The following is a 13,199-nucleotide window of genomic DNA, read 5'->3' on the forward strand; positions in this document are numbered from 1 at the left end:
CCGCGGCGCCCTGGCCGCTCAGTGCTGGGCGGCGCCGATGTCGACCGGTCCCGCGCCGGCGCGCGCCTTGCCGTAGAAATCCGGCCCGCCGGCTTCGTCGCGCAAGCCCTTGCCGATCGCCGGCGAGCTGGCGGCCAGGCGGAAGTCGGGGGCGCCGTTGCGGTCGTAGGCGATGAAGCCCGGCTCGGCCGCCACCGTGCCGCTGTGGCGCATGCCCTGCGCCAGCTGCCAGTCGCCGTCGAGGTTGTGGAAGACCAGGTTGTTGCGGTAGCTGTTGTGGGCGCCGGTCGCGCCCAGTTCGGTGATGCCGTGGCGGTTGTCGTAGGCGATGTTGTTGATCACGCGGGTGTGGTCGTTCGGTCCCTTGCTGTGGAAAAAGTCGCCGCCGCCGACCAGGATGCCGGTCTCGGACGCCGTCACCGTATTGTTGGCCACCAGGACATCGTGCGCATCGTGCCACAGCAGGATGCCGCTGCCGGAGATCCGGTAGACGATGTTGTTGCGGATGCTGCCCGGCGCATTCATGTAGATGCCGTGCACGAAGCGGCAGCCGGGCGGGCCGATGTCGTGCACGCTGTTGGCGTCGACTTCGGAATGGATGCCCTTGTAGAAACTGTCGACGCCGATGCCGGCGCCCTCGGACGTGGTGCAGGCGATCGTGTTGGCGACGTGGTGCACGTGGTTGCCGGCAATGCGGTTGTACGATCCGCCGCTGTAGATGCCGACGCTCCATTTTTTCCCGGTGCTGGCGGCCACCCCGAGCGCCTGGGCGCCGTCCACCTGGGCGCTGCCGTCGACTTCGAAGCCCTCGATGTCGACGTGGCTGGCGCGGTTGTCCCAGGCCACGTCGCTGCCCGACACCGGCGGCGGCACGATGCGCGCGCGTCCCGGCTCGCTCGAGCGGAACACGATGCGTGCATTCGGCAAGCCGTTGACGTCGGTGCGGAAACCGCCGTGGTAGGTGCCGGGCAGCACGTTGACGATGGTGCCGGGCGCCACCAGGCGTGCCGCCCGCGCCAGCGTGCGCAGCGGCGCGCTGCGGGTGCCGGGATTGCTGTCCAGGCCGTCGGGCGCGACGTACAGCTCGGTCGGCACGACCTGGGGCGTGACGGTGACGGTGGGCGCTTCCTTGACGCGGCAGCCGGCGCACGCCAGCAGGAAAGCCAGCGGCACGGCAGCCGGCAGCCCCGGCAGCAGCACCGGCAAGCCCCGGCAAAAAGGCAAAAAGGTCGGATTCATGATCATTGGGTCCCGGTTCAGCCAGCGGCCCCATTGTGCCGGACCGATCCGGCAGCAAGTCCGGGTACCTCAAACGCGCGCTTGAGCACCCGCAACGTCCATCCAAGGTGGCAAAGCGCGCTACGGCAGGCGCATGCCACCTGCGTGGCGCGAAGGGCGGCGCCAAACCGCTAGAATTGAACGAGAGAACTTGCCAAAAACCGGACGCTGACCCCGGTTGAGAGAGGACACATGAAACAGTTGACATTGCCTTCCGGCCGCACGATCCCGGTGCTGGGCCAGGGCACCTGGTATATGGGCGAGGACCCGGGCGCGCGCGCCGGCGAGGTGGCGGCGCTGCGGCTCGGGCTGGAACTCGGGATGACGCTGGTCGATACCGCCGAGATGTATGGCGAGGGCGGCGCCGAGGAAGTGGTGGGCGAGGCGATCGCCGGACGCCGCGACGAGGTGTTCTTGGTCAGCAAGGTGTATCCGCACAATGCCGACCGCGCCGGCGTGCGTGCCGCCTGCGAGCGCAGCCTGCGCCGCCTGAAGACCGACCGCCTCGACCTCTATCTGCTGCACTGGCGCGGCGGCGTGCCGCTGGCGGAAACGCTGGACGCCTTTGCGCGCCTCAGGGACGAGGGTAAGATCCTCGACTTCGGCGTCAGCAATTTCGACCTCGACGACATGCAGGAAGCGGCCGCGCTGCCGCACGGGGACAGCATCGCCGCCGACCAGGTGCTGTACAACCTGGCGCGGCGCGGCATCGAATGGGACTTGCTGCCGTGGTGCCGCCAGCAGGGCATCCCGGTGATGGCATATTCGCCGCTCGAATCGAATGCGGCCGACCAGGCGCCGCTGCTCGGCCGGCCGCAGCTGCACACGGTGGCCGGGCGGCATGGCGTGACGCCGGCCCAGGTGGCAGTGGCCTGGCTGCTGCGCCAGGATGGCGTGGTGACGATCCCGAAGGCGGTGCAGCCGGCGCACGTGCGCGCCAACCGCGCGGCGCTCGACCTGGCGCCGCGTCTCACCGAGGACGACATGGCTACGCCGGACGCGGGCTTCCCGCCGCCGAAGCGGCGCCGCCCGCTGGAGATGCGCTGAGGCTCAGGCCAGCGCGACCAGCGGCGCCGCCGCCGGCGCCGACAGCGACCCGCCGGCCGGCGCCGGCATCTTTTCGCGCAGCCAGTCCAGCAGCGAGGCCGAGGTCAGCGGCCGGCTGAACAGGTAGCCTTGTCCCTTGGCGCACTGCTGGGCGCGCACGGCGGCCAGCTGGGCCTCGGTCTCGATGCCTTCGGCAACCGTGCTCATGCCCAGGCTCTGCGCCACCTTGACGGTGGCTTCGATCAGCACCTGGTGGTGGTGGCTGGTGTCGGCCTGGCACACGAAGGAGCGGTCGATCTTGACCGTGTCGACCGGCAGCTGGTGCAGGCTCGACAGCGATGAATAACCGGTACCGAAATCGTCCAGCGCCAGCGTGATGCCGATTGCCTTGAGCTCGTGCAGGCGCTGCTGCACCTGCTGGTCCTGGGCGGCCAGGCTCTCGGTCACTTCCAGCTGCAGGGCCGAGGCCTGCATGCCGTTCTGGTCGAGCACTTCGCGCACGGTCTGCGGCCACCCGGCTTCGCCCAGCTGGGCGCGCGACAGGTTCACCGCCAGCAGGCGCGGCGCGCGGGTGCCCAGTTCGCGCTGCCAGGCGGCGAAGTCGCGGCAGGCGCGGCGCAGCACGAAGTCGCCGAGCGCGCCGATCAGGCCCGATTCCTCGGCCACCTGGATGAATTCGAAGGGCGGCACCACGCCGCGCTGCGGATGCTGCCAGCGCACCAGGGCCTCGACCCCGGCGTTGAAGTCGGTGCCGCCGTCGGCGCGCAGCCCGACCACCGGCTGGTAGACCACGAACAGCTGGTCCTCGACCAGCGCCAGGCGCAGGTCGGCCTCGATGTCGGCGCGGCGCGCGGCGCGTTCGCGCATGGCGGTTTCGAACTGCACGCAGCGGGCACCGCCGGCGCGCTTGGCTTCGATCATGGCGATGCTGGCGTCGCGCAGCATCTCGCCGGCGGCGTCGCCGGCATCGTCGCTCCACACCATTCCGAGGCTCAGGGTGCAGGTGACTTCCTGGCCGGCCAGCGAATGCGGTTTCGACAGCGAGTCCAGCAGGCGCGCCGCGACCCGCTCGGCGTCTTCGCGGCAGCGCATGCCGTCCAGCAGCACCGCGAATTCGTCGGAGCCGATGCGCGCCGCCAGCTGGCCGCCGCCGGCGCCCGGATCGATGCGGTCGCTGGGCGGGCGCAAGGCGGCGCGCAGGCGCTCGCTGACCTGCACCAGCAGGCGGTCGCCGGCCTGCTGGCCGAGCTTGTCGTTGATCTGACGGAAGCGGTCGCAATTCATGAACAGCAGGGCGTAGCCGGTGTTCCCGCGCGGGCGCGCCAGGATCTGCTGCAGCTGCTCGAGCAGCGCCTCGCGGTTCGGCATCCGGGTCAGGGTGTCGATGCGCGCTTCGTTCTTGAGGCGGCGCGCCAGCCGTTCCTGTTCGCGCTGGACCTCGGCGGTGGCGTCGCTGACCGTGGCCATCAGGCGCGTGCCGTCGAGCTTCAGCACGCTCAGCGACAGCACCTGCGGCGCACCCGGGCCGGCGGCCGCGCCGAGCTGGATGCGCAGGCTCTCGCACACCACCCCGGACGGCGCGTTGAAGGCCGACACCATGCGCGCCAGCTGGGGGACGGCGTCCTGCAGCACGGTGAACAGGTTGTCCATGCTGCCGTCGTGCACCAGCGGCATCAGGAGGTTGGACGACATCGGATTCAGCATCTCGACGGTGCCGTCGAGGCAGGTCTGCACCATGCCGATCGGGGCGCGGTACAGGAACTGGACAAGGGCCTCGTAGGCGTCGATGTTGTCGGGCTGCGTCATCGCGGCGCCCCGGTTGACGGGCCGGCCGGCTCGGACAGGGCCGGGGTCCAGCATTCGACCCGGTTGCGGCCGCCGGCCTTGGCGGCGTACAGTGCGCGGTCGGCGCGCTTCATCAGGGTCTCGAGGTCGAGGTCGACGCCGTCGCTGGCGGCCACGCCGGCGCTGACGGTGAGGGAGATGGAGGCACCCTCGAAGGCCACCGCCTGCGCCTGCACCACCTGGCGCAGGCGCTCGGCCACTGCGGCCGCACCCGCCAGCGTCGACGACGGCAGCAGCACCGCGAATTCCTCGCCGCCGATGCGCGCCACCACGTCGACCTGGCGGAAGGTCGCGGTCAGGACCAGGCCGAGCTGGCGCAGCACGGCGTCGCCGCCCGGATGGCCGTGGCGGTCGTTGATGCACTTGAAGTGATCGGCGTCGACCAGGATCAGCGCGGTCGGGCGCGGCGCGCGCCGGTTGCGCTGCAGTTCCAGTTCGGCCGCCTCGAAAAAGGCGCGGCGGTTGGCGACGCCGGTCAGGTGGTCGCAGAAGGCCGACTTGCGGCGCGTCTCGATGGCCTCGCGCTTGTCGCTGATGTCGCGCACGACCATGCAATAGGCCGGCGCGTCCGGGTCCACCGGCTCGAGGTCGCGGTCCGGAATCGGCGAAATCATGGCGCTGGCCCAGAACTGGCTGCCGTCGGCGCGCACGCGCGCGCCTTCGTCCAGGTTCCAGCCGTTCTGGTCGGCTTCGCGCAGGCGGTCGTGCACCTGTTCGTCGGTGATCGCGTCGGGCGGATAGAACACCGCGTACGAACTGCCGACCACCGCTTCGGAATGCCCGGTGACGCGGCCGATGGTCTCGTTCCATTCGCACACCCGGCCCTCGCGGTCGAGGCCGACCAGCGCGTAATCGGTGATGCTGGTGAGGAGGGCGTTCAGCCAGGCGTCGTTCTGGCGCAGCTGGCGCTCGCGCCGCACCTGCTCGCTGACGTCGGACAGCACTGCCATCAGGCGCGTGTCGTCCAGTTTCAGCAGGCTGAGCGACAGCACCTGCGGGCTGCGCCGCGGGCGCAGGGCGCCGCCGCCCGCATAGTTCGGGTAGTTCAGGTGGATCTGCAGGCCGTCGCACACCATCCCGTTCGGACGCGTGAACGTCGCGCACAGGTGGCGCAGCTCCGGCGCCACGCCTTCGAGCGCCTCGAACAGATTGACTAGGTTGCCGTCGTGCGCCAGCGGCATCAGCAGCTGGGCCGAGATCGGGTTGATCATCAGGATCTCGCCGCCGCTGTCGGTCTGCACCAGGCCCACCGGGGACAGGTACAGGAACTGCATCAGCGCCTCGTGTTCGGCGGCCAGGCGCGCGTTGGCGTCCTCGGCGAAGGCCCGCAGGTCCACCGCCGCGCTCACAGGCGGCGCTGTACCAGGACGTAGCGCACCGCGCTACCCGGTTCGGCCAGCAGGCGCAGCTTGACCTTGATCGGGCGCATGCGCAGCGTCAGCACGTAGTCGATGGTGTCGTCGAGTGCCGTGTTGCCGTCTTCGGCGTCGTCGAAACGCTGCCCGACCATAAAGTTGTTCAGGCAGGGCGCGACGTTGGTGAACAAGGGCTGGCCCAGCACGCGCGGCCCGGTCAGGCCGGCGGCTTCCGATTCGGTGCGGTTATAGCGGCAGACGTTGGTCTCGGCGTCGAAGCCGATCACGCCGAAGTCGAGTTCGTCGAGCTGGTCGGCATTCAGTTGCGCCAGCTGTTCGAGCAGGGCCGGCGTGGTAAAGGACAGGGTGGTCGCAGTATTCATTGAGGACTCAAGCAAGGTCGGATCTGGATGTTGCAGTTAAGAAATGCATGGTGACACGGTGCCATGGGCGTGTCAAATCAATCGTACGGGAGTGTGTCGGAATTGTGTCTCATAGGCGTTCCGTTGAATAATTGACAGTAATGCGGCCCGGCCTCACCATCTTGCGCTGCCCCCGAACCGCGACTTTCACCCATGAATGATTCCACGCCCGCCGCCTGGTGGCGGCACGATCCGACCCTGCTGCGGGTCGTTACCGACCTGCTGGCCTTCGAGCTGGCCCAGGCCCGTCCGGGACGGCCGCCGCTGCCGCCGCCATGGCCGCGGACCTGCCATTTCATCCACGACCTCGGCGTCGATTCGCTCGAACTGCTGGGCATGGGTACGGCGCTGGCCGAAGCCCTGCACCTGCGGGGCGGCGACGTCGATGCGCGCCTGCTGGCCCATCCGGTGCTGGAGGCGTGGGTGGCGGCGGCGCGTGCAGGCCTCGAAACGGATGGCGCGCAAGCTGTCACCTTCCGCACCTCGGGCAGCGCCGGCACGCCGAAACGCTGCACGCACGCGCTGGCCACGCTGTGGCAGGAAACCCGGGTGCTGGCCGGCCTGCTGCCGGGCCGCACCCGCATCCTGAGCGCGGTGCCCTCCCACCATATCTACGGCTTCCTGTTCACGGCGCTGCTGCCGCACGCGCTCGGCATCGACGAAGTGGTCGACCTGCGCGCGGCCAGCCCGGCTGCCTGCCTCGGCCTGCTGCGCCCCGGTGACCTGGTGGTGGCCCATCCGGGCTGGTGGGAAGCGCTGGCGCGCCTGCAGCCGGCATTCGCGCCGGACATCGCCGGCGTGAGCTCGACCGCACCGTGCCCGGACGCGCTGGCCGGCGACCTTGCCGGCGCCGGGTTGCGCCTGCTGCAGGTGTACGGCAGCTCGGAAACCGGCGGCGTCGGCTGGCGCGAGGCGGGTGGCGCACCGTTTACCTTGTTCCCCTACTGGCAGGGCGCGGATGGGGTGCCGGAACTCGAGCGACGGCTGCCGGACGGCGCCGTGGCGCGCTACCCGCTGCAGGACAGGCTCGAATGGATGGACGACCGTCGCTTCCTCCCCGCCGGCCGCATCGACGACGCGGTGCAGGTGGGCGGCAGCAACGTGTTCCCGGGCTACGTGGCGGACGTGCTGTGCATGCACCCGGCGGTGGCGGAGGCATCCGTGCGCCTGATGCGGCCGGACGAGGGCAGGCGCCTGAAGGCCTTCATCGTGCCGCGCGCCGGCCATGGCGGCGACCGCGCGGCCCTGGGCGAGGCACTGGCCGCCTGGGCCGGCGAACGGCTGGCGACGCCGGAACGGCCGGCAGCCTGGACCTTCGGCGAACGCCTGCCGCGCCAGGCCAGCGGCAAGCCGGCCGACTGGATCATCGATGCCGAATGAAGCACACATGGAAAGCGTGTGACTAGTCGCCTGCCTTGATGGCCTGCACCACGGCCGGCATGTAGGCATCGAGAAAGGCCTGCGGCATGCGCCGCGGGCGCCCGCTGCTGATATCGATGCAGACCAGGTCCCAGTGGCCGCGCAGCACGGTGGCGCCGTCGCTTTCCCTGATGAGCTGGAAGCGGCGCGCCATCGACAGCTTGCCGTCGCCGGCCACCAGCCAGGTGCCCAGCAGCAGCGGCTCGTCGAGCACGGTCGGCAGGATGTAGTCGTATTCGCCGCGCCGGATCGCCATCGCGCGGTCGAGTTCGCGGTAGTGGTCGAGCGTCAGGCCGAGCGCCTCGGAGTGCGCCCAGCCGACCTGTTCGCACCAGCGCACGTAGACGGCGTTGTTGGTATGGTTCAGCCCATCGATGTCGGCCGCTTGCGGCACGCGGGGCAGGGTGTAGGGGTTCGGGTAATCCCAGTCCAAAACATGTCCTTGCTGATTGGTTCGCCCGGTATTCTACCGCCGCTGCCCGACCCGGCGCGCTCAGCCGAGCGTCAGCAGCAGCGGCTGGTGGTCCGAGCCGACGGCAGCGTCGTCGACGCGCACGCTGCGCACCCGCGGCACCAGTCCGGCGCCGACGAAGGCGTAGTCGAAGGTGAACGGGTCGGCGCTGCCGATGCCGACCGTCGGCGCATGTGCCTGGCCCGGCCGGGCCAGCTGCCAGGCATCGAGCCAGGCCGGCGTGCCGTCGGCGAACGGCGCCAGCAGGCGCTGCCAGGACCGCGAGCCGGGCAGCATGTTGAAGTCGCCGGCCAGCACGGCATCGCGTGCGCGCGAGATGGCGGCGAACGGCCCGCCGGCATCCAGGCCCGGACGGGGCGCACCGGCATGGGCGCAGGCTTCCTGCTGCAGCCGGCGCAGGCCGTCGACCTGGGCCAGGCGCTGCGCTTCCGAAAAGTATTCGAGGTGGGCGTTCAGCACCCGCAGGGGGCCGAGCGGCGTGTCCAGTGTCAGTTCGAGCACGCTGCGCGGCATGCTGGGCACCGCGGCATCAAGCGGCCACGGCAGCGAATGGCGCAGCACCTGCACGACCGGGAAGCGCGAGAAGGTCATGCAGCCGAGGCGGCGCCGACCGCCATCCGGACCTGCCACATCCAGTGCAATCGCAGTCGCCGCGTGCCAGGCGGGCAGGGCGGTCGCCAGCGCGGCGAAACCGTCGCCGCCCGAACTGCCGTCGCGCGCCGGAAAGCCGCTGCTGACTTCCTGCAGGCACAGGATGGCGGCATCGGGGAAGCGCCCGAGTGCGGCGGCGACCTGCTGCCAGTCGGCGCTGCCGGCCGCCGTGCGGGCGGACTGGACATTCCAGGTGATGAGCTCGATCATGCGCGTCCTCCCGAAAACACCAAGGCTAGTGCGGCTGCGCCGCCGCAAGCTGATGCAGATCAGGCGTGCGGAACGCGGCCGCGCGGCCGGCGTCCTAGGTAGACGATCGACGGAGTCCGCAATGTATACGATGATTCTTTTGCTGTACCTGCAGCAGGGACTGGACGTCACGCTCGACCAGGCCAACCTGCGCGGCGAATTCCCGAGCCAGGCAGCCTGCGAGACGGCGGCGCGCAAGCTGCGCGGTCCGCTCCCGATCCCGCACAACGTGCAGGCCGCCTGGCAGGACGTCATGTGCATCAAGCTCGCCAGCAACGTCCACGTCAACGCGATGAAGCCGGTCGAGCTGGGCAAGCTGCTCGAGCTGAATCCGCCGCTCAACTGCCAGGCCGAGGGGGCCTGGGCGCGGTTGGCAGAGATGTGCCGCGGTCCGGCCGCGCCGGCGGCGCCGGCCGGCGAGGACCGCCGCGAGCGGCGCTGAGCGCCGCGCTCGCGTCGCCGATTACTTCGCGGTCATGGCGCCCTTGATGGCCACGCAGCGCTGGTCTTCCTGCAGCGTGTCGAGCAGGGCGCGGCGGGTGCCGGCCGACAGCGCCGTCATGCCGGTGCTTGCTGCCTGCAGGCGCGCGACACTGGCCGGGGTGCAGGCGGCCGGGATCAGGCTCGGGCCGTAGGACCGCATGTAGACGGTGCCGGCGGCCTTGTCGAGCTCGGGCAGTTTGGCCAGGCGCTGGGCGGCGCTCTGCTCGGCCAGCGCGCCCTGTTCGGCCGGGTACAGGCTGCCCATCGCCGTGCGTACGCGCGAGAACGGCAGCTTGGTCTGCAGGTCCTGGATCGTGCCCAGCCATTCGGTCTTGACCGCCGGGTCCGGGCGGCTGACGGTGGCGGCGATCGCGGCGGCGGCGCCGGTGTCCGACTTGTCGCGCGCCTGCTCGGCTTCCACCAGCGCCGCGGCGCCCGGGTAGCCGTAGCGGTTCAGGCGGCCGATGATGGCCCAGCGCAGGTCCTGGTTGATGGCCAGGCCGTCGATCGTGGTCTTGCCGTCGAGCAGGGTGGCGAGGCGGTCGAGGCCTTCGCGCGAGCCGACCACGCCGAGATAAGTGCCGAACCAGCGGCGCTGGAAGTTGTCGTCGCCCTTGGCGGCCACGGCACCTTTCCAGCTCATCTCTTCGAGCTGGCGCGTGGCTTGCGCGGTGTAGGCGCCGTCGAGGTGCATGCGGTCGAGGTAATGCTTGGACTGCACGACCTTGCCCAGCACGTCGCCCAGCAGCGTGTAGTCCTTCTCGCCCGGCGCATTGGCGAGCGCGGTGGCGATGAAGTCGTTCAGCGGCAGCTTGGCGTCGCGGACGCCATCCCACAGGCTCTGCCACAGCATGGCGCGCAGCAGCGGATCGTCGACGCCCTCCATGTGGGCGCGCGCGCTGTCGAACGAGCGCGGGTCCAGCTGCACCTTGACGAAGCCCCAGTCCTCGTAGTTCGGATACACCAGGTCCGGGCAGGCAGCGCCGACCATGCCCGGCACGGCAGTGCTGGCACCCTTGTAGGTGACCGCCACCTTGCGGTCGAGTTTCAATTGCTCGCCGTCGCGGCGGAACGACGCCACCTGCACGCGCTGCTCGCGCAGGGTCGGGAACTCCTGCGGCGCACTCTGCTGCAGCGTGAAGCTGCCGATCTTGCCGCCCGTGCAGGTGTAATTCGCAGTGATCGTATTCACGCCCGGCTGGTACAGCCATTGCTGGGTCCAGCCCTTCATGTCGCGCCCGGCCGCCTGGCCCAGGCTGCCGATGAAGTCGTCCAGCTTCGCATTCTTGTACTGGTACTTGACCAGGTAGTTGTGCACGCCCTTGCGGAACACGTCGGCGCCCAGCAGGTGCCGCAGCTGCATCAGGGTCGACGCGCCCTTCGAGTAGGTGATGGCGTCGATGTTGTCGAAGGCGTTCTGGGTCGACGGCACCGGTACTTCGATCGGGTGGGTGGTGCTGCGCTGGTCCTGGGCATAGGCGTCCTGCTTGCCGCTGGAGTAGAAGGCGCGCCAGGCGTCCTTGAACTCGGTGGCTTCGGCCGTGGCCAGCGTCCCCATGAAGGAAGCGAAGCTTTCGTTCAGCCACAGGCCGTTCCACCATTGCATGGTGACCAGGTCGCCGAACCACTGGTGCGCCATCTCGTGCATGATCACGCCGGCCAGGCGCTGGCGCTGCTCGGCGGTCATCTCGGCCTTGTACATGAAGCCGCGCTCGGCGAAAGTGATGGCACCGGCGTTTTCCATGGCGCCGTACAGGAAATCCGGCACCAGGATCTGGTCGTACTTCTCGAACTGGTAGGGCACGCCGAAGTAGTCGTCGAAGAAGGCCAGGCCGGCCTTGGTGTACTTGAACCACTCGGCCGGCTTGATCTGCGTCGCCACCGACTGGCGCGCGAACAGGCGCATCGGGTATTTGCCGCTGCTGTCTTCCCACATCTTGTAGGGGCCGGCATGCATCGAGAAATTGTAGGGGCTGAGCTTCTTGGTCCGGGGGAAGGTCCAGCGCTTGGCGGCGCCGTCCGCGCTGACCCTGGTCTCGCGGGTGGTCGAGATCACCGTCCAGTCGGCCGGGGCCGTCACGTTGATCTGGTAGGTGCCCTTCAGGTCGGGCTGGTCGAAGGCGGCGAACATCTGGTGCGCCGCCGCCGGCTCGAAGTGCGAGTAGGTATACACGCGGCCATCGACCGGATCGACCATGCGGTGCAGGCCTTCGCCGTTGGTGCTGTGCGGGCGCTCGTAGGCGACCGTCACCGTGTTGCGGCCCTTTTTCAGGTCTTGTGCAGCCAGCGTGATGAACCAGCCATTGTATTGCGGGGTGACGCTCTTGCCGTTCACGGTCAGCGACTTGACGGTGGCCTTGTCGAGGTCGACGGTGAGGGCCGACGCATTGTCCTTCAGGTCGAACGCCAGGGTCGTGGAGGCGCTGAAATTTTCCTTGCCGGTCAGCGTGAAGTCCAGCACGTAGTCGACGTTCGAGACGCGTGCCGAACGGGCAGCGGCGTCAAGCTGCGACAGGTAGGCGTTTTCGGCGCGTGGTACGGTCGCTGCGGCGGTGTCGGCGGCAGCGGCAGGCATAGCGGCGCAGGCCATTGCCGTGGCGGCGGCCAGCGGCAGCAGGCGCAGGGTGAAGGAAGAGCTGAAGGCGAAGCGGGAGCGGTTCACGGTGATCCTTGCGGTTCGACGATTGAAGACCATGGCCGCGGCTTGTGGCCACGGCCAGAACGAATTGCGCAAGAATATCATGACAGCAATATCAAACGTACCGGTTGCGGCGCCGGTACGGGAAATTTTTGCTGGAGGCGGGCTCGATGGAGAAGAAAGCGACTCCGGGCTGTATGTATGCCGGAGCCGCTCTCGGGGGCCGCGCTGGACTCAGGCGTTGGCTTGCAGCGCCGGGTAGTCGGTATAGCCTTCGGCGCCGGGGGCATAGAAGGTTTCCGGACGGGCCGGGTTCAGTGGCGCATCGGCCCGCAGGCGCGCAGGCAGGTCGGGATTGGCGATGAACCACTGGCCGAAGGCCACCGCATCGGCGTCGCCGCTGGCGATCAATTGCTCGGCGCTCTCCTTGCTCAGCTTTTCGTTGGCGATGTAGACCCCGCCGAAGGCTTGCTTGAGGGCCGGGCCGAGGCGGTCGTCGCCGATCGCTTCGCGCGCGCAGATGAAGGCAATGCCGCGCTTGCCGAGTTCGCGCGCGACGTAGCCGAAGGTCTCGAGCGGGGTCGAATCGCCCATGTCGTGCGAGTCGCGGCGCGGCGCCAGGTGCATGCCGACGCGGTCGGCGCCCCAGACGTCGATGCAGGCGTCGGTGACTTCCAGCATCAGGCGTGCGCGGTTCTCGATCGAACCGCCATAGATGTCGTCGCGCTGGTTGGTCTTGTCCTGCAGGAACTGGTCGAGCAGGTAGCCGTTGGCGCCGTGGACTTCGACGCCGTCGAAGCCGGCCTTTTTGGCGTTCTCGGCACCCTTGCGGTAGGCGGCGACGACCTCGGCGATTTCATCCAATGCCAGTGCGCGCGGGGTCTCGTAATCCTTCATCGGACGCAGCAGGCTGACGTGGCCGGCCGGCTTGATGGCGGACGGCGCCACCGGCGCCTGGCCGTCCAGGAACACCGGGTCCGAGATGCGGCCGACGTGCCACAGCTGCAGCACGATGCGGCCGCCGGCGCGGTGCACGGCCTCGGTGACCAGCTTCCAGCCTTCGACCTGCTCGTCGGACCAGATACCCGGGGTGTCGGCATAGCCCACGCCCATCGGCGTGACCGAGGTCGCTTCCGACAGGATCAGGCCGGCCGAGGCTCGCTGCTCGTAGTACTGGGCCATCAGGGCATTCGGCACGCGGCCGCCGCCGCCGGCGCGGGCACGGGTCAGCGGGGCCATGACGATGCGGTTCGGCAGGCGCAGGGCGCCGATCTGGATCGGGTCGAACAATGTGCTCATCGATATTCCTGTAGTCGGTATGAATGGCTGGCCATCTTAAG

At 69.3% G+C, this 13,199-nt stretch carries 11 protein-coding genes; 3 read left to right on the forward strand and 8 right to left on the reverse strand.

Going from position 1 to position 13,199, the window contains the following annotated elements; genetic code table 11:
- Positions 1–18: 18 nt before the first annotated feature.
- Positions 19–1,239, reverse strand: coding sequence for a right-handed parallel beta-helix repeat-containing protein (locus FBX97_RS05205; protein WP_185748478.1), 1,221 nt, complete (start codon positions 1,237–1,239; stop codon positions 19–21).
- A 231-nt stretch (positions 1,240–1,470) separates the two neighbouring features.
- Between FBX97_RS05205 and FBX97_RS05210 the strand changes: the two genes are divergently transcribed.
- On the forward strand, positions 1,471–2,325 hold the full coding sequence (locus tag FBX97_RS05210) for an aldo/keto reductase (protein WP_141829250.1): 855 nt from the start codon (positions 1,471–1,473) through the stop codon (positions 2,323–2,325).
- Positions 2,326–2,328: 3 nt separating this feature from the next.
- On the opposite strand, the gene FBX97_RS05215 is transcribed toward FBX97_RS05210, so the two are convergent.
- The 3 genes from FBX97_RS05215 to FBX97_RS05225 are packed head-to-tail and all read right to left on the reverse strand — an operon-like array spanning position 2,329 to position 5,908.
- Positions 2,329–4,131: a bifunctional diguanylate cyclase/phosphodiesterase gene (locus FBX97_RS05215; protein ID WP_141829252.1), complete on the reverse strand. Its 1,803-nt coding sequence runs from the start codon at positions 4,129–4,131 to the stop codon at positions 2,329–2,331.
- A complete protein-coding gene (locus tag FBX97_RS05220) occupies positions 4,128–5,507 on the reverse strand; it encodes a sensor domain-containing diguanylate cyclase (protein WP_255517303.1) in 1,380 nt (459 codons plus the stop codon). The genes FBX97_RS05215 and FBX97_RS05220 overlap by 4 nt, the downstream gene beginning before the upstream one ends.
- An 8-nt stretch (positions 5,508–5,515) precedes the next feature.
- A complete protein-coding gene (locus FBX97_RS05225; RefSeq protein ID WP_141829253.1) occupies positions 5,516–5,908 on the reverse strand; it encodes a phosphonate transporter in 393 nt (130 codons plus the stop codon).
- Positions 5,909–6,100: 192 nt separating this feature from the next.
- Between FBX97_RS05225 and FBX97_RS05230 the strand changes: the two genes are divergently transcribed.
- Positions 6,101–7,327 (forward strand): AMP-binding protein, encoded by a 1,227-nt coding sequence (locus tag FBX97_RS05230; protein WP_141829255.1) that lies wholly within the window; start codon positions 6,101–6,103, stop codon positions 7,325–7,327.
- Between the two features lie 22 nt (positions 7,328–7,349).
- Here FBX97_RS05230 and FBX97_RS05235 read toward each other — a convergent pair whose 3' ends face one another.
- Together FBX97_RS05235 and FBX97_RS05240 are read right to left on the reverse strand one after the other, a co-directional pair.
- Entirely contained in the window at positions 7,350–7,799 is a 450-nt protein-coding gene (locus FBX97_RS05235) for a thioesterase family protein (RefSeq protein ID WP_141829257.1), read from the reverse strand.
- 60 nt (positions 7,800–7,859) lie between these two features.
- Positions 7,860–8,699 carry an endonuclease/exonuclease/phosphatase family protein gene (locus tag FBX97_RS05240; RefSeq protein ID WP_141829259.1) on the reverse strand — a complete coding sequence of 280 codons (840 nt, stop codon included), beginning with the start codon at positions 8,697–8,699 and terminating at the stop codon, positions 7,860–7,862.
- A 121-nt stretch (positions 8,700–8,820) separates the two neighbouring features.
- Here FBX97_RS05240 and FBX97_RS05245 point away from each other — a divergent pair, with 121 nt between their 5' ends.
- Positions 8,821–9,180, forward strand: a complete 360-nt coding sequence (locus FBX97_RS05245; protein ID WP_141829260.1) for a hypothetical protein — start codon at positions 8,821–8,823, stop codon at positions 9,178–9,180.
- Between the two features lie 21 nt (positions 9,181–9,201).
- Here FBX97_RS05245 and pepN read toward each other — a convergent pair whose 3' ends face one another.
- Together pepN and FBX97_RS05255 are read right to left on the reverse strand one after the other, a co-directional pair.
- The gene (gene pepN, locus FBX97_RS05250; RefSeq protein WP_255517304.1) at positions 9,202–11,883 is read right to left on the reverse strand and encodes an aminopeptidase N; all 2,682 of its coding nucleotides are present in this window, start codon (positions 11,881–11,883) and stop codon (positions 9,202–9,204) included.
- A 210-nt stretch (positions 11,884–12,093) separates the two neighbouring features.
- The gene (locus FBX97_RS05255) at positions 12,094–13,158 is read right to left on the reverse strand and encodes an alkene reductase (RefSeq protein ID WP_141829262.1); all 1,065 of its coding nucleotides are present in this window, start codon (positions 13,156–13,158) and stop codon (positions 12,094–12,096) included.
- Between the last annotated feature and the right edge of the window lie 41 nt (positions 13,159–13,199).

It is taken from the genome of Herbaspirillum sp. SJZ107 (genome assembly GCF_006715485.1).
In the GTDB taxonomy this organism is placed as follows: Bacteria; Pseudomonadota; Gammaproteobacteria; order Burkholderiales; family Burkholderiaceae_D; genus Telluria.

Excerpts from the sequence above, each read along its gene's own strand:
- FBX97_RS05225 (WP_141829253.1), bottom strand. The coding sequence starts at position 5,908 with ATGAATACTGCGACCACCCTGTCCTTTACCACGCCGGCCCTGCTCGAA.
- FBX97_RS05210 (WP_141829250.1), top strand. The coding sequence starts at position 1,471 with ATGAAACAGTTGACATTGCCTTCCGGCCGCACGATCCCGGTGCTGGGC.
- FBX97_RS05205 (WP_185748478.1), bottom strand. The coding sequence starts at position 1,239 with ATGAATCCGACCTTTTTGCCTTTTTGCCGGGGCTTGCCGGTGCTGCTG.
- FBX97_RS05255 (WP_141829262.1), bottom strand. The coding sequence starts at position 13,158 with ATGAGCACATTGTTCGACCCGATCCAGATCGGCGCCCTGCGCCTGCCG.
- FBX97_RS05245 (WP_141829260.1), top strand. The coding sequence starts at position 8,821 with ATGTATACGATGATTCTTTTGCTGTACCTGCAGCAGGGACTGGACGTC.
- FBX97_RS05215 (WP_141829252.1), bottom strand. The coding sequence starts at position 4,131 with ATGACGCAGCCCGACAACATCGACGCCTACGAGGCCCTTGTCCAGTTC.
- FBX97_RS05230 (WP_141829255.1), top strand. The coding sequence starts at position 6,101 with ATGAATGATTCCACGCCCGCCGCCTGGTGGCGGCACGATCCGACCCTG.
- FBX97_RS05240 (WP_141829259.1), bottom strand. The coding sequence starts at position 8,699 with ATGATCGAGCTCATCACCTGGAATGTCCAGTCCGCCCGCACGGCGGCC.